Annotated in this window: 17 protein-coding genes and 2 tRNA genes; 2 read left to right on the top strand and 17 right to left on the bottom strand. The window is 58.3% G+C overall.

What is annotated here, in order from left to right; all coding sequences use genetic code 11:
- Positions 1 to 61 precede the first annotated feature (61 nt).
- The 4 genes from G3M63_RS07100 to G3M63_RS07085 form a co-directional block, all read right to left on the bottom strand.
- The gene (locus G3M63_RS07100; RefSeq protein WP_150301427.1) at positions 62 to 1,492 is read right to left on the bottom strand and encodes an iron-containing redox enzyme family protein; all 1,431 of its coding nucleotides are present in this window, start codon (positions 1,490 to 1,492) and stop codon (positions 62 to 64) included.
- A gap of 116 nt (positions 1,493 to 1,608) precedes the next feature.
- Positions 1,609 to 2,130: a DUF421 domain-containing protein gene (locus G3M63_RS07095; RefSeq protein ID WP_150301428.1), complete on the bottom strand. Its 522-nt coding sequence runs from the start codon at positions 2,128 to 2,130 to the stop codon at positions 1,609 to 1,611.
- Between the two features lie 153 nt (positions 2,131 to 2,283).
- Positions 2,284 to 2,820, bottom strand: coding sequence for an RNA 2',3'-cyclic phosphodiesterase (gene thpR, locus G3M63_RS07090; protein WP_150301429.1), 537 nt, complete (start codon positions 2,818 to 2,820; stop codon positions 2,284 to 2,286).
- A gap of 33 nt (positions 2,821 to 2,853) precedes the next feature.
- Positions 2,854 to 3,114, bottom strand: coding sequence for a hypothetical protein (locus tag G3M63_RS07085; protein ID WP_150301430.1), 261 nt, complete (start codon positions 3,112 to 3,114; stop codon positions 2,854 to 2,856).
- A 172-nt stretch (positions 3,115 to 3,286) separates the two neighbouring features.
- On the opposite strand from G3M63_RS07085, the gene G3M63_RS07080 reads away from it, so the two are divergent.
- Together G3M63_RS07080 and G3M63_RS07075 are read left to right on the top strand one after the other, a co-directional pair.
- Positions 3,287 to 3,877 carry a hypothetical protein gene (locus G3M63_RS07080; protein ID WP_150301431.1) on the top strand — a complete coding sequence of 197 codons (591 nt, stop codon included), beginning with the start codon at positions 3,287 to 3,289 and terminating at the stop codon, positions 3,875 to 3,877.
- Positions 3,878 to 3,921: 44 nt separating this feature from the next.
- Positions 3,922 to 4,617: a pseudouridine synthase gene (locus G3M63_RS07075; protein WP_163982306.1), complete on the top strand. Its 696-nt coding sequence runs from the start codon at positions 3,922 to 3,924 to the stop codon at positions 4,615 to 4,617.
- Here the strand turns inward: G3M63_RS07075 and G3M63_RS07070 are convergent.
- The 13 genes from G3M63_RS07070 to tpiA all read right to left on the bottom strand — a co-directional run bounded on the left by G3M63_RS07070 (position 4,603) and on the right by tpiA (position 15,643).
- The gene (locus G3M63_RS07070; protein WP_163982304.1) at positions 4,603 to 4,965 is read right to left on the bottom strand and encodes a hypothetical protein; all 363 of its coding nucleotides are present in this window, start codon (positions 4,963 to 4,965) and stop codon (positions 4,603 to 4,605) included. The two genes, G3M63_RS07075 and G3M63_RS07070, sit on opposite strands and share 15 nt — an antisense overlap.
- Positions 4,962 to 5,291, bottom strand: coding sequence for a hypothetical protein (locus tag G3M63_RS07065; protein ID WP_150301434.1), 330 nt, complete (start codon positions 5,289 to 5,291; stop codon positions 4,962 to 4,964). The genes G3M63_RS07070 and G3M63_RS07065 overlap by 4 nt, the downstream gene beginning before the upstream one ends.
- A gap of 145 nt (positions 5,292 to 5,436) precedes the next feature.
- Complete coding sequence (gene pnp / locus G3M63_RS07060) at positions 5,437 to 7,545, bottom strand: polyribonucleotide nucleotidyltransferase (protein ID WP_163982302.1); 2,109 nt, start codon at positions 7,543 to 7,545, stop codon at positions 5,437 to 5,439.
- An 88-nt stretch (positions 7,546 to 7,633) separates the two neighbouring features.
- Positions 7,634 to 7,903 carry a 30S ribosomal protein S15 gene (gene rpsO / locus G3M63_RS07055; RefSeq protein WP_150301436.1) on the bottom strand — a complete coding sequence of 90 codons (270 nt, stop codon included), beginning with the start codon at positions 7,901 to 7,903 and terminating at the stop codon, positions 7,634 to 7,636.
- Between the two features lie 148 nt (positions 7,904 to 8,051).
- Entirely contained in the window at positions 8,052 to 8,972 is a 921-nt protein-coding gene (truB, locus tag G3M63_RS07050; RefSeq protein WP_150301437.1) for a tRNA pseudouridine(55) synthase TruB, read from the bottom strand.
- Positions 8,973 to 8,975: 3 nt separating this feature from the next.
- Complete coding sequence (gene rbfA / locus G3M63_RS07045; protein ID WP_150301438.1) at positions 8,976 to 9,362, bottom strand: 30S ribosome-binding factor RbfA; 387 nt, start codon at positions 9,360 to 9,362, stop codon at positions 8,976 to 8,978.
- 183 nt (positions 9,363 to 9,545) lie between these two features.
- Entirely contained in the window at positions 9,546 to 12,059 is a 2,514-nt protein-coding gene (gene infB / locus G3M63_RS07040; protein WP_163982301.1) for a translation initiation factor IF-2, read from the bottom strand.
- Between the two features lie 61 nt (positions 12,060 to 12,120).
- Positions 12,121 to 13,602, bottom strand: coding sequence for a transcription termination factor NusA (gene nusA, locus G3M63_RS07035; RefSeq protein ID WP_163982298.1), 1,482 nt, complete (start codon positions 13,600 to 13,602; stop codon positions 12,121 to 12,123).
- A gap of 52 nt (positions 13,603 to 13,654) precedes the next feature.
- Positions 13,655 to 14,110 (bottom strand): ribosome maturation factor RimP, encoded by a 456-nt coding sequence (rimP, locus tag G3M63_RS07030; RefSeq protein ID WP_150301441.1) that lies wholly within the window; start codon positions 14,108 to 14,110, stop codon positions 13,655 to 13,657.
- 118 nt (positions 14,111 to 14,228) lie between these two features.
- Positions 14,229 to 14,305 (bottom strand) — tRNA-Met (locus G3M63_RS07025).
- A gap of 102 nt (positions 14,306 to 14,407) precedes the next feature.
- Positions 14,408 to 14,492 (bottom strand) — tRNA-Leu (locus G3M63_RS07020).
- 12 nt (positions 14,493 to 14,504) lie between these two features.
- On the bottom strand, positions 14,505 to 14,885 hold the full coding sequence (gene secG / locus G3M63_RS07015; protein WP_163982296.1) for a preprotein translocase subunit SecG: 381 nt from the start codon (positions 14,883 to 14,885) through the stop codon (positions 14,505 to 14,507).
- Positions 14,885 to 15,643 (bottom strand): triose-phosphate isomerase, encoded by a 759-nt coding sequence (tpiA, locus tag G3M63_RS07010; RefSeq protein WP_150301443.1) that lies wholly within the window; start codon positions 15,641 to 15,643, stop codon positions 14,885 to 14,887. Before tpiA ends, secG begins: the two co-directional genes overlap by 1 nt.
- Positions 15,644 to 15,672: the final 29 nt, after the last annotated feature.

Genomic DNA, 15,672 nt, shown 5'->3' with positions numbered 1-15,672 from the left:
GGGGCGTGATCAACCGGTGTGGCAGGTGACAGTTGCAAAGTCATTGATGAATCCTTGATGGTCAGCCCAGGGCGACGGTGAAAAGCCGAGTGGCCAGCAGCCCCGCTGCGGTATGGTGCGACGCCGGTGCCATCAGCTCTATCAGACGCCGCATGCGCGCTTCGGTCGGCAGATCGCGCAATGAGCGCTGCAGTCCGACCAGTTCCTGATCAACATCCCCGTCCTTGTGGACCTGAACTGAGGGCTGCTCGTCGCTCACGGCACGCCGTCGCGCGCGCGGCCGGAATGCCTTGTTCCGGCCTCCTGCGGCTGCAGACGAACCGGCGTCGCCAAACCAGTCGCCGGCAATCCAGTCACGCAGCAACTGTTTTTCAAAGCAGCTGAATACCCCGAACATTTGCGCATCCGGACCATCGACCAGTTGCCAGAACCGACTGTGGGCAGGATCCTCGTGGCGTTTGATCCAGCCACGTTCTTCCAGCGCTGCCAGAAAGCCGGGAATCTCCCCGGGACGCGACAGCCATTCATTCACGGTACGTCCGCCGATCCGGCAAAAGTCAGAGTGCATTTGCTGGCCAAAGGCGCGTTTACGCTCGAACATATCGATCAGCTCGGATTCCAGATCGAAGGCTTCAATCACGTCCACGGTACCGAGCCCGAGATCATTCAGGCGGTAACCGTCAGCTACCCGCTTGAGGAACGCCTGTCTGTCGCCAACCGCCGGCATGGTATCGAGTACCGCCTGTACAGCCTTGCGCGCATGCCCGGTCGCTGCGTTATCAATGGTCACGTGCAAGGTGAAGTAATAGGGATCGATATCCAGCTCGTTCAATTCAAAGGCGCTGATCAGCAGATGCAAAGGCAACTGTTCATAGCCCAGGTTGTAGCCGATCAATTCCGGCAGGAACGCGTCGGCGTGATAGCCCAGCGCAAGCTGCAACGCGCCTTGCAGATAATGGTCATCACTGAATTCGGGCAGCGTCTCGCAACCCTGCTCAGCGAGTAGACGTTGATAAAGCACTACGTGATTCTGTGCTGGAACGCCATCGCCGAGCTCTTCCAGATAGGTGCGGATCAGACCGTAGAAGCGATTATCGTTCCACTTGTCCAGAACGCCATAAAGCCAGGCACCGTCGACCAGCTTGGTCGGCGCGACACCCTGCAAGAATGCCAGTGCGTGCGATTTACAGCTGAAATACCGTCTCGGCTGGCCAGCCTTGCGGCTTTCAAGATAGGCCGCGTACCGATCACCGGTGGTCAGTACCTGTTGTTCCATCCACTCGACCATCGCTTCGGGCTGCGAGGGCAACTCACAGGGCAATCGGGCGGCCTTCTGCAACTGGTCTTCAAGGTACTGCCGCGACACGCTCAGGCTGTCAGCAGACAAGGGCTCATCCAGCAAGGCCTGGTAAACCAGCCTTGCGCGGTCGCTACCGACCGTCTCGGTACGGCTCGACGGGGTGATTCTTTGAAGCGTATCGGGCGTCAACATCTGCACTCCTGACTCAGGCAATGCCTGCAGCAGTGTCCGCTGGAGGCTGTCATGTCTATATAAGAGCTTGGCCGGCGATGAAAATTCCATCGCACCTGCAACGCTGCGCTGAGCGGTTAGCCAATCTTCTCCGGGCCCTGTACATCCTTGAGCGTCGGCCTGGCGGGCGCCTCGGCTTGGCCAATGACATCGAAGCTACCATCGGTTTCCAGAATCACCGCGCCGACCTTGGCCAGGTCTGCATAGCCGCTGGCACGCGCGACGGCCAGAATTTCGTTCTCGGTCACCCTTTCCTTGCGTAATGCGTCGTCCAGCATGCGTCCGTTGTGATACAGCAATCTCGGCTCGGATTTGACGAAACGCCGAACCGCCGCGGAGCGGACTGACAACGCGGTAATGATGTACTGAGCAAAAATCAACAGGCCGAAGGCAAGGATACCCTCCAGTAGCGGCACGTCCTTGGACAGCAACACCGTCGCCAGCGTTGAGCCCAGCGCCACGGTTACGACCAGATCGAAGGCGTTGAGTTTGGACAGCGTGCGTTTGCCGGATATACGTAGCAGAACCACCAGCGCGATATAGGCCAGTGCGCCGACAACCAGGACCCGACCCATGCCTCCCCAGCTTTCAAAAAACATCAGACCTCCTCACTTTTCAGGCAGACGCACCGAGATGTGTTCGAAATCCGGGCGCTGTGGCAATTCGTTACAGATACGCCGTCCGCCTTGAAGAGGCGTCTCCTGTATTCGGACCGGAGCCGTACAGACGGGTTCCTCCGATGCCTGCTTGAGTCAGGACAGAGAGAATCTGTGCAACACCGAATATACCGACCCTTCCGCTGCCTGTGTGCTGGAAAACAGGCCCAAGGCGTTGAACATGAACCACTCGGACGTCAGTCCAGCGTTGCTCTGGGCGAATCGGACTGCTGACTGATCGCCACCACGGATTCGGGCAAGCGTGATATGCGGCTTGAACCCGGCGTGTCGATCCTGCGGCAAGGCCAGCGGCGCCAACCGCTTATCGATTTCTTCACGAAGCTGAGCCAGGGGTTGTTCGGGCGACACGCCCGCCCACAGTGCAAAGGGCCGATGCGGGCCGCCAAAACATCCGGCTCCTTGCAGCCGTACGGTTACCGGCGCGGCACCCAGGGTGGACAGCGAGTCGATGATCTGCGGAACGACAGCATCACTCACCTCGCCAAGAAAGCGCATGGTCAGGTGAAGTTGGTCAGCACGCTGCCAGCGCGCAGCCGGCAATGACTCGTGGATGCCCAACAGCTGCTGCTTGACCGACGTCGGCAGTTCAAAGCCGAGAAACAAGCGGGACATGGCGAGGCTCTCCCGATCCTGACGCAGCCGTTTTTACGCGCCGCAGGCATCGCAGATGGAGAGGATGTCGATGCGGTAGTCGATGCTGCCACTGCGCGCCAGCTCGGCTTTTTGATCATCGTCGAGAGTAAGGTCGCTGGCTGCAGCCTGCTCGGCGCTGAGGTTGAAGGAGCGACCTTGTTCGATTGCCTCGATTTGATCATCGGTCAAGCCAACGATGTCGAGCTTTACCCGGACCTCCTCCTCACACTCGTGATTGGTCTGATCGGCGCAATTGAGATGGTAGACCGGCATGTCGCTCTCCTCGTTGAGATGAAATATACCTATGAAAGTCTGGCATGTGTTCCGAGCTGCAGTTCCGCCTTTCAACACAAGATTCAACTGGCGCGTCGCCTTTCGGTTTGCGTCTCGGGCCAAGCGTTACTAACCTGTCTGCATACATGCGTCTCCCTACTGGAGGACCACTATGAGCACGATCATTGCCGCCAGGTTCGAGGATCAGGACCACGGAGAGAAAGTCGTCGCCGCTTTGCGGGATGCAGGATTCTCCCCGGAAGGCATCTCGCTGTTTTACGTCAATCCGCACGGTCAGCACGACATATACCCCATTGGCGGGGACGAGAACACCTCCCCGGGTGCACGCGAGTCGGGCAAGGGCGCCCTTGCCGGCGGTGGTGTCGGCGCCGTGGTTGGCGCCGCAGCCGGGCTGGCTGCCACCCCTGTTGCCGGCCCTCTGGGCGTCGCGATTGGTGCCGGCATCGGGGCCTATACCGGCTCACTGGCAGGCGCCATGGGCAAGACAGACCAGGACTCAGGTGTAGACGAAGCCGAATCCAGGGGCGAGCTGGACGAAAAGGAGGTCGAACAGCACAAAGCCATCGAGCGCCAGGCCGGCACCTATGTCGCGGTGCGTACAGGCGACACCGAGAGCCGCACCCAGCGAGCCGTGGAGTTATTCCGCGTGCATGGCGGCGTCGACATCGAGCATGCCGAAGGTGAATTACGCGACGGCCACTGGACCACATTCGACCCGCGCTCGGTGGTCAACCTGGTCTGACAGGCATTCCTGCGGCGAACCGCCGGCGGCTATAATGCGCCGCCATGAGACTCGACCGCTTCATCAGCAAACATACCCCGCACAGTCATCAGGCCTCGCGCCTGATGATTGCGCGCGGGCTGGTGCGGGTGAACGGTAAAGTGGAGCAGGATCCCCGCGCCGACATTGACCGGTTCATGGCGGTCACTCTGGGCGAGGTTTTGTTACAGCAGCAGACTGCGCATTATCTGATGTTACATAAGCCAGCCGGCTATCTCAGCGCAACCAGCGACCCCGTACACCCGACCGTCATGGAGCTTCTGCCAGCGTCGCTGCGCCCGTTACTGCATATCGGCGGTCGCCTTGACCGTAGCAGCTCCGGCCTGCTGATTCTGACCAATGACGGCCTCTGGTCCCGGCGCCTGACCGAACCAGGCAAAAAAATCGCCAAGACGTATCGAGTAACCACAGCCAGACCGATCACACCGGAAACCCGGCACCGTTTCGTCGAAGGTATCTACTTTACGCCTGAACATATCACCACCTCCCCTGCCCAGCTTGAACAACTGGATGACTACTCGGCGCGCCTGACTATCTATGAAGGGCGCTACCACCAGGTGAAGCGCATGTTTCACGCCGTTGGCAATCATGTGACCGCTCTACATCGCGAAAGCATGGGCGAGATTCGTCTGGACGACACGCTGGAGCTGGCCGCCAGCCGGCCACTGACCAAGGCAGAGGTCGCCTCAGTTGATGGGTGAGGACGCGTTGGCCAGCGACCCCTGACTCAATAACCGCTGCGCCGCCGGTTTCGATCCGGCGACGTATGACAGGTCATGAACCCTGGGTACGCCGCAAGGCCTGGCACCAAACGAGCGCGCAGTCTCATCCAGTCCGGGGCTGAAATACAATTTGAGCTCACAATGCAGTCGACCTTCTGATTCAAGTCGTTGAAAGAGCGCCAGGTCCCTGACCTCTTCCTTCAAGCAGGCTGCACTCACGGCGTTCAGCACCAGCCCCAGCCGCTCGTCTGCCAGCAACGGATCCCCAACATTGAGCACATGCCAGACGCCATCGCGTGGTGACTTATCCTCTGTGCTGGAGCTCATCTGATCAGTGCAATAACAGCCACCACCACGGCAACCAGCGACACACCCGAGGAGAACATAACGAGTTTCTGCAGTTTGTCGACTTCCTGCTGTAGCCTTGCCGCCGCATCATCAATCCCCAGCACCGTTCGCTCGAAATTCTCGGCAAGGGTATGGATGGATTCCGCGTTCTTGGTCGCGGCTGTCTGCAGCTCCTCGATCTGCCTGGCGACTACCGGATCGGTCTTGCTGGCGTCCGGCTTGGAGGTAAAGGCCGGAATAGCGGTCGCCACAATCTGCGTGACATAAGGAAGCGTGGTTTTCAACAGCGGTAACCAGGCTGGCATGAGGAGCGCCTCTGATGAAGTGAAGATGCTCACAGCATACCTGAGGCGGCTCATGCCAAGAAGCGGGCTGCGGATTACCAGCCGCCAAACGCAAGAAGCCCCGGAGGTCCGGGGCTTCTTGTTTTACTACGGGATAAAGCTGTTATCAGACGCCGCTGGTTTCAGCCGCTTCGACGTCCTTCATGGACAGCTTTATGCGACCACGGTTATCGACATCGAGGACCAGGACTTTCACTTCCTGACCTTCCTGCAGCACGTCGGTCACTTTCTCGATACGCTGGTTGGCGATTTGCGAGATGTGTACCAGACCGTCCTTGCCGGGCAGGATGCTGACGAATGCGCCGAAATCGACGATACGCTCAACCTTGCCGGTGTAGACCTTGCCGATTTCCGCTTCGGCAGTAATGCCGTCAACACGTGCCTTGGCAGCGTTAGCGGCATCCTTGCTGGCAGCAAAGATTTTCACGGTGCCGTCATCGGTGATGTCAATGGAAGCACCGGTCTCTTCGCAGATGCTGCGAATGGTGGCGCCGCCCTTGCCGATCACGTCACGAATCTTGTCGGAATCGATCTTCATGCTGATCATGGTCGGCGCATTGGAGGACAGCTCCTTGCGCGACTCAGGCAGCACTTCGTTCATCTGGCGCAGAATCGTCAGACGCGCTTCGTGGGCCTGATGCAGAGCGGTTTCCATGATCTCTTCGGTAATACCGTTGATCTTGATATCCATCTGCAGGGCGGTAACACCCTTCTCGGTACCCGCTACCTTGAAATCCATGTCGCCGAGGTGATCTTCATCGCCGAGGATGTCGGTCAGTACAGCAAACTTCTCGCCTTCCTTGACCAGACCCATCGCAATACCCGCGACCGGCGCCTTGAGCGGAACACCGGCATCCATCAGCGCCAGGGAGGCGCCACACACGGAAGCCATGGAGCTGGAGCCGTTGGATTCGGTGATCTCGGAGACAATCCGGATGCTATAGGGGAACTGGTCCATGTCAGGCATGACAGCCTGGATACCACGACGCGCCAGACGGCCGTGGCCGATTTCGCGGCGACCGGTGCCGCCCATGCGACCTGCTTCACCTACCGAATAGGGAGGGAAATTGTAGTGGAACATGAAGGGGTCTTTCTTCTCGCCTTCCAGCGTATCCAGCAGCTGCGCATCACGAGCAGTGCCCAGCGTGGTGACAACCAGCGCCTGGGTTTCGCCACGAGTGAACAATGCGGAACCATGGGTGCGGTTCAGGACGCCGACTTCGATATGCAGCGGACGAACAGTCTTGGTGTCACGGCCATCGATACGCGGGTTGCCGTTGACGATGCTCTGGCGCACGGTGCGGTATTCAATCTCGCCAAACGCATCCTTGACCTCGGCACTTGATGGCTTGCCTTCTTCTTCGCCGGACAGGGCTTCGATAGCCTGGTTGCGCAACTCGCCCAGACGGGTATAACGCGCCTGCTTGTCAGTGACGGTATAGCCTTCAGCGATGCCGGCACCAAACTGACCCTTGATAGCGTCAAGCAGCGCAGTGTTTTCCGGCGCAGCGGTCCAGTCCCAGCGTGGTTTGCCGGCTTCTGCTGCCAGCTCCTTGATAGCCTGAACGGCAGGCTGGAATTCCATGTGAGCGAAAAGCACCGCGCCCAGCATCTGGTCTTCGGTGAGCTCTTGCGCTTCGGATTCAACCATCAGGACGGCGTCTTCGGTACCCGCTACGATCATGTCCAGACGCGACGTCTTGAGCTGCTCGTAGGTTGGGTTGAGGACGTAACCATTGTTCTCGTCAAAGCCTACACGGGCGCCACCAATGGGGCCGTTGAAGGGGATGCCGGAGATAGCCAGTGCGGCAGACGTGCCGATCAGGGCAGCAATATCCGGATCGGTGGTCTTGTCAGTTGAAACAACAGTACACACGACCTGGACTTCATTCATGAAGCCGTCGGCGAACAGCGGACGAATCGGCCGGTCAATCAGGCGCGAGGTCAGCGTCTCTTTTTCAGTAGGACGGCCTTCGCGCTTGAAGAAACCGCCGGGGATCTTGCCGGCGGCGTAGGTTTTTTCAATGTAATGCACAGACAGAGGGAAAAAGTCGCGGCCTGCGTCGGCTTTCTTCGCGCCGACCACGGTACACAGAACGGTGACGGCATCATCAATGCTGACCAGAACGGCACCGGTTGCCTGGCGGGCAATACGGCCCGTCTCCAGGGTAATGGTGTTATTACCTAATTTGAATTGCTTGATAACCGGTTTCACGGTGTCTTCTCTCTTTGTTTTTGCCTTGGGGGAAACTCTGGGCATGGCCGGGTTTCGGACCCGACCACGTCCAAAAGGGCATGGTCGCTTAGCGACGCAGACCCAGACTGCTGATCAAGCTGCTGTAACGCGGAATGTCTTTCGACTTCAGGTAATCCAGCAACTTACGACGCTGGTTTACCATCCGGATCAGACCGCGACGGGAATGGTGATCCTTCTTGTTGTCCTTGAAGTGACCCTGCAGCTTGTTGATGTTTGCGGTCAACAGAGCTACCTGGACTTCCGGAGAACCGGTGTCACCTTCGCCACGGGCATATTCAGTTACGATTGCAGCTTTCTCTTCGACGCTCAGTGCCATGACAGCTTTCCTCTGAGTGAACAGGCCAGGACGTTTCGTCCTGTGTTTTAAATCGAGGAATGACCGTGCCTGTTAACAGCCACCCTCGTTGTGATCCATATGGATCGACTTCATCAGAACGCATCCACCCGCAGGGTGCAACGCGCCTTTAACCATTGAATCGCATCAGTCTCCTGGGAGCGACACGTGCGTCATCGGTCATTTCACCGATGCCGATAAATTTGCCGGTCTGGTCGCGCAAGCGTACCTTGCCGAATGCCGGACTGCCGGGCACCCGTACCGCCTGCCCGTGATTAAGATAATAGGCCGTCTGCTCGGTAAGCTGCACTTCGGGCCAGTCTTCCAGACCACTGTCACTGGGTAACAGCAAATGATCCAGCGCGAGGTGTCCGTCTTCGGCATGCAGCGCTTCGAGCGTTTCCAGGGTGACCGCCTTACTCAGATCGAAGGGGCCGGCCTGAATACGCCTGAGCTCGGAGACGTGCGCGCCGCAACCCAGTGCAGCGCCAATATCTTCAACCAGGGTGCGTATGTATGTGCCTTTGGTGCAGTGCACTTCCAGACGCAACCGATCGCCTTCCAGGCCCAGCACAGTCAAGCGTTGTATGGTAACAGATCGCGCTTTGCGCTCCACTGTTTCACCCGCACGGGCAAGCTTGTAGAGCGGCTGGCCTTCATGCTTGAGCGCAGAATACATCGGCGGTATCTGTTCGATATCGCCGGTGAACCGGGGCAACACCGCTTCCACGTCGGCCAGGCTCACCTGAACCGGCTTCATCTCCAGTACATCGCCTTCAGCGTCCCCGGTAGTGGTGGTCATACCCAGGCGCGCTTCGGTGACATACCCCTTGTCGGCATCCAGCAAGTACTGCGAGAACTTGGTCGCCTCGCCCAGACACAACGGCAGCACGCCGCTGGCCAGCGGATCCAGGCTGCCGGTGTGCCCACCCTTGCTCGCATTGAACAACCAGCGCACTTTTTGCAAAGCGGCATTGGAGGTCATTCCGAGAGGCTTGTCGAATATCAGTACGCCGTCGATATCCCGGCGTTTGCTACGCGGTGCTGACACCCGTTACTCCTCGTTATCTCGGGGGTGCTGGCGATCTTCCTCTACCGCACGTTCAATCAAGGAAGACAGATGCACACCGCGGCGAACACTCTCGTCGTAATGGAAGTGCAGTTGCGGAACACTCCGCAACTTCATTGATCGTCCCAGCTGAACCCTGAGAAACCCTGCCGCGTCTTTGAGTGCAGACAGGTTTTGCGCGATGTCTTCTTCGGTCGCTTCGCCCATCAGTGTCAGATAGACCTTGGCGTGCGCCAGATCACGGCTGACCTCAACCGCAGTAAGAGTAACCATGCCGATGCGCGGGTCGCGTACGTCCCGATGAATCAGCTGGGCCAGTTCACGCTGCATCTGATCAGCAACGCGCTGGGTACGACTGTATTCTTTAGCCATAAAATTCACCTCTGGCTGCCAGGCTCTGTCGTTCTCTCGTCAGCGACGAGCAACCTGCCTGGCTACCTCAATCTGCGTTACGCCAGGAGTCGGCATAACCCTCAAACAACAAACGGCAAGCCCAGCCCCCGGCGTCTCATTGGACTGCCAAAAGGCCCTGGCTTGCCGCTTGTCGCAGACGCCTTAGAGCGTCCGCGCTACCTGGATCCGCTCGAATACTTCAATACGGTCGCCGGGACGCACATCGTTGTAGTTCTTCACGCCGATGCCACATTCCATGCCGTTGCGTACTTCAGCGACGTCATCCTTGAAGCGACGAAGAGATTCCAGCTCGCCTTCGTAGATAACCACGTCTTCGCGCAATACGCGGATCGGGCGATTACGATGGACAGTGCCTTCGATGACCATACAGCCAGCGATATCACCGAACTTGGGCGAACGGAACACGTCGCGCACTTCAGCGACACCCAGGATCTGCTCGCGCACATCACTGCCCAGCATACCCGTCAGGGCTTTCTTGACGTCTTCGATAATCTCGTAGATCACACCGTAGTAACGCAGGTCGAGGCCTTCGCTCTCGATGATCTTGCGCGCCGAGGCATCAGCACGCACGTTGAAGCCGAAGATCACCGCATTCGAAGCCAGTGCCAGGTTGGCGTCGGTTTCGGTTATACCACCCACCCCGCCGGACACGATCTTGACCTGGACTTCCTCATTGCCCAGCTCAACCAGGGAGCTTTGCAGCGCCTCCAGCGAACCACGCACGTCGGCCTTGAGCACCACATTGAGGGACTTCTTCTCGCCCTGGCCCATGTTCTCGAACATGTTCTCGAGCTTGGCCGACTGCTGACGCGCCATCTTGATCTCGCGGAACTTGCCCTGACGGAACATAGCAACTTCGCGCGCTTTCTTCTCGTCGCTGAGCACAGTCAGTTCGTCACCCGCGCCGGGGGTACCGTCCAGACCAAGGATAGCCACCGGAATAGACGGCCCTGCTTCCTTGATGCTATTGCCGTTCTCGTCGAACATCGCCCGGACTTTGCCGTAGTTGACGCCCGCAAGTACAACATCACCCTGGCGTAGCGTACCGTTCTGAACCAATACGGTGGCTACCGGACCACGACCCTTGTCGAGACGCGATTCAACCACGACGCCGCGGCCTGGAGCAGAAGGCTGAGCCTTGAGCTCAAGTAATTCAGCTTGCAGCAGGACAGCTTCCAGCAGCTCTTCGATACCGGTACCAACCTTTGCCGATACGTGTACGAACTGGGTATCACCGCCCCACTCTTCTGGAATGACTTCACGTGCAGCCAGATCATTCTTGATGCGATCCGGATCCGCGCCTTCCTTGTCGATCTTGTTGACGGCTACCACCAGCGGCACGCCGGCAGCTTTGGCATGCGCGACCGCTTCTTCAGTCTGGGGCATCACGCCATCATCGGCTGCAACCACCAGAATCACGATATCGGTCGCCTCGGCACCGCGAGCACGCATGGCGGTAAACGCCGCGTGACCGGGGGTATCGAGGAAAGTCACCATGCCACGATCGGTTTCGACGTGATAGGCACCGATGTGCTGGGTGATGCCGCCCGCTTCGCCGGAAGCCACTTTGGTGCGGCGGATATAGTCGAGCAGGGAGGTCTTGCCATGGTCAACGTGGCCCATCACGGTCACGACCGGAGCACGACTCACGTCTTCGCCTTCGAAATGCAAGGCTTCTACCAGACGGTCTTCAATGTCGCTTTCCTTGGTGTGCTTGACCTGGTGGCCCATGTCTTCAGCGACGATGGTCGCGGTGTCCTGATCAAGGACCTGATTGATGGTCACCATGTTGCCGTTCTTGAACATGTACTTGATGACTTCAGCGGCTTTTACTGACATTTTTTGCGCCAGTTCAGCCACGGTCACGGTCTCGCCAATTACTACTTCTCGCACTACTGGTCCTGTCGGCTTCTCGAAGCCGTGCTGGTTGCGTTTCTTGTGCGCCTTGAGCTTGCCACCGCCGCCGCGACGTCGCGCGAGCGCTTCATCATCGTCAGATACGCGTGGTGCGTTGCGGCCTTTGGCCCCACCGGCGCGCTTGTTGCGGTTACGCTCATTATCGTCGTCACGCGTAGGCGCCGCCTTGCGCCGATGTTGCTCTTCTTTCTTCTTCGGCTGTTCGACCGGAGTCGGCTCAGCCGGCACTGCCGGAGGTGCAACCGGCGCAGCGGTTGGAGCTGCGGCCGGCTGAGGTGCAGCGCTGGCTGCGGCCGCCGCTTCCTGCTCAGCTGCCTTGCGCGCTTCTTCCGCTTGCCGTGCAGCTTCTTCTGCCTGCCGCTTGGCTTCCGCTTCGGCTGCCAGACGCGCCTCTTCAGCTATGCGCTGCTCTTCAGCTTCGCGCTGACGCTCAGCTTCCTGCGCATCAGGCTCGCGCTTGACGTAGGTTTTCTTCTTGCGCACTTCGACATTGACGGTTTTGCTACCCGCCACTTTCAGCGTACTCATGGTCTTGCGCTTGAGTGTAATCTTCCGCGGCTCGGAACCTGAGTCGCCATGGGCGCTTTTCAGGAACGTCAGCAGCTTCTGCTTCTCATCGTCTGTTACAGGCTGCTCGGCACTTGAATGTGCCAGACCGGCTTCCTGCATTTGTTGTAGCAGGCGCTCAACCGGAGTACCTACTACTTGAGCCAATTCTTTGACCGTCACTTCCGCCATTCACTTCTCTCCTCAGTCGGGTCCGTGCGTCTCCGCAGGGGGGTACCGCTATACCGACCGGTTATTCAAACCAGGGCGCCCGGGCAGCCATAATCAGCGTGCCGGCACGGGCTTCGTCAATACCATCAATATCCAGCAGATCGTCGACCGATTGCTCAGCGAGGTCTTCCATGCTGATGATGCCTTTTGCTGCAAGCTGGAACGCCAGGGCCCGATCAACACCTTCCATATTCAGAAGGTCCTCAGCGGGCTGGGCTTCTTCCAGCTTCTCTTCGCTGGCAATCGCCCTGGTCAGCAGCCGATCCTTGGCTCGTGCGCGCAGTTCATTGACGATATCCTCGTCAAAACCGTCGATTTCCAGCATTTCTTCCATCGGGACGTAGGCAATCTCTTCAAGCGAAGTGAAGCCTTCTTCCACCAACATCTGAGCCAGCTCTTCGTCTACGTCCAGCTCTTCTATGAACCCGCGCAAAATATCGCCGGTCTCGGCTTCGCGCTTGGCGACGATGGCTTCTTCGGTCATCACATTCAGCGTCCAGCCGGTCAACTGACTGGCCAGGCGAACGTTCTGCCCGCTGCGACCGATGGCCTGCGCGAGATTGTCCTCGGCGACCGCAATATCGATGGTGTGAGTATCTTCGTCGAGGATGATCGACGCCACTTCTGCAGGTGCCATCGCATTGATGACGAACTGCGCCAGATTGTCGTCCCACAGAACGATGTCAACCCGCTCACCACCGAGTTCGCCGGACACTGCCTGCACGCGCGAGCCGCGCATGCCGATGCAGGCACCCTGCGGATCAATACGCTTGTCTTTCGAACGCACCGCAATCTTGGCGCGGGAGCCGGGATCACGGGCAGCGCCCATCACCTCGATCAGCTCCTCGGAGATTTCAGGCACTTCAATACGGAACAGCTCGATAATCATCTCTGGCGCGCTACGTGACAGCACCAGTTGAGGACCACGGTTCTCCGCACGGATCTCCTTGAGCAGGGCACGAATGCGGCTGCCGGTACGGAAGGTCTCACGCGGGATCATCTCTTCACGTGGCAGAACGGCCTCGGCATTGTTGCCCAGATCCACGATCACGCTGTCCCGGGTAACCTTCTTGACTGTGCCGCTGATAATTTCGCCCAGGCGATCACGATAGGCATCGACGACCTGCGCACGCTCGGCTTCGCGCACTTTCTGCACGATAACCTGCTTGGCGATCTGGGCCGCGATACGGCCAAATTCGACGGACTCGATCTTTTCTTCGATCATGTCGCCGATTTTCAGATCCGGATCACGCGCTTCGGCCTGATCAAGCGTCAGTTGCATGTCGGGTTCTTCGAAATCCTCATCAGCCACCACAGTCCAGCGACGATAAGTGTCATAGCTGCCCGTTTGCCGATCAATCTGCACCCGTACATCTACTTCATCTTCGTAACGCTTCTTGGTTGCTGTGGCTAATGCCAGTTCCAATGCTTCGAAAATCACATCGGGCGGTACGCCCTTTTCATTGGAAACGGATTCCACAACCAGCAGCACTTCTTTGCTCATCGTATGCCTCGCCTAACGCCGTCCATTGGGGCCACTGGAGCCCGAAAAATGCTCAAAACCGCGGAATTATATTGCTCTTGTCGATAGAGTCGATGGGCAGCAGGTATTCGTGTTCCCCGACCTGAAGAATCACCTCATCGCCTTCAACACCGCGGATGACACCTTGAAAATTCCGCCGCCCTTCATACGGGACGCGCAATCTGAGTTTGGCCTGTTCACCAGTGTAAGCGGCAAACTGCTCCAGGGTGAACAGCGGCCGATCCATGCCAGGGGAGGACACCTCCAAGGTATAGTCCCCGGTGATGGGATCTTCAACGTCCAGTACGGCGCTTGCCTGCCGACTAACCTCTGCGCACGCTTCGACAGTAATCCCGTCCGGATGATCAATGTAAACGCGCAGGAGGGTGTGACGGCCCTGAGACAAATACTCAATGCCCCAACAACGATAGCCTAACGCTTCGATAATCGGGACCAGAAGTATTTCCAACTCAGATACTTTGCCGGACAAATTCACCACCTTTGCTTTGCATGAATAAAAAATGGGCCTTTAAGCCCATCCTGGTCGCTGGCCACTTCCGGGGAAGTCCAGACATCTAACAAAAAGCCCCTGAAAAGGGGCCTTTGACTGGTTGCGGGGGCAGGATTTGAACCTACGACCTTCGGGTTATGAGCCCGACGAGCTACCAGACTGCTCCACCCCGCGTCGAATCTAGGGCATGAATTATACGCCCGGCCGCCCAACAAGACAACCGGCACGCACAGCCCGAAAACAAAGCAGGGCCTGCCAAAGCAGACCCTGAGTGATTGGTGCGGAAGATGGGACTCGAACCCATACACCCTAAGGCACTACCCCCTCAAGATAGCGTGTCTACCAATTCCACCACTTCCGCAAAACGTTAGGCTTACTCGACGGCAGGTACATCATCCGTCTCAGCAGGAGCCTGAGGGGCCTGCTCTTCAAGAACAGGTATATCCTCGCTCAGAACCGGTGCAGCCGGTTCGGAGCGCAACACCGGATCAGGCAAACCACTGTCGAGCGATCGTGCCGCATAATCGCTGGCATAGTAGGCCAGACCCAGAGAAGTCAGAAAGAATACAGCGGCCAGCGCGCCTGTCAAGCGACTTAGAAAGGTAGCTGAACCCTGGCTGCCAAACACAGTGCCGGAAGCGCCGGACCCGAAGGACGCGCCTGCATCAGCACCCTTGCCCTGCTGGATCAGTACCAGACCGACCAGAGCAATTGCAGCCACCAGGTGAATAACTATAACTACCGTCTCAATCATTATGCTCGTCCCGCGGCACGCGCTATCGCACCAAATTCATCAGCATTGAGAGAGGCTCCACCAACCAGCCCCCCATCGATATCCGGCATCGCAAACAGCGCTTCGGCGTTATCCGCCTTGACACTACCGCCGTAGACAATCTGGACACAGCGGGCCTGCTCATCATCGAGCATTGCCAGCCGGCCGCGGATCATCGAATGTACATCCTGAGCCTCTTCCGGCGAGGCCGTCAAACCCGTGCCTATGGCCCAGACCGGCTCGTAAGCCACTACACCCTGGGCGAGACCGCCAACCCCGAACGATTCAAGTACCACCTGCAACTGGCGTCCGACGACCTCTGCGGTTTCGCCAGCATCGCGCTGTTCACGCGTCTCGCCGACACAGAGAATTGGCCTCAGACCACACGCCAGCGCGGCTGCAAACTTCTTGCACACTACTTCATCCGTCTCGCCGAACAGACTACGCCGCTCGGAGTGACCAACGATCACATATTCACATCCAGCATCACGTAACTGGGCCGGCGACACTTCGCCGGTGAACGCGCCAGGCTCGGCCTGGGTTGCAGATGTCTGTCCCGCAAGGCTAACGGACGAACCTTCAAGCGCTGCCCGACACTGCTGAAGATAAAGCGCGGGCGGAGCAATAACGAGATCAACCTCTTCAGGCCAATCCTGCTGATTCAACCCACCAAGCAAGGTCTCAACGGATTGCCGAGTACCGTGCATTTTCCAGTTTCCGGCGACCAGCGAACGACGCATGCCTAACCTCTCAGCTCAAGCGGGCGCCA

The sequence above is a fragment of the Pseudomonas sp. OIL-1 genome (genome assembly GCF_010669185.1).
Lineage (GTDB): Bacteria > Pseudomonadota > Gammaproteobacteria > Pseudomonadales > Pseudomonadaceae > Halopseudomonas > Halopseudomonas profundi.
This window is presented reverse-complemented; position numbering and strand designations above follow the sequence as displayed.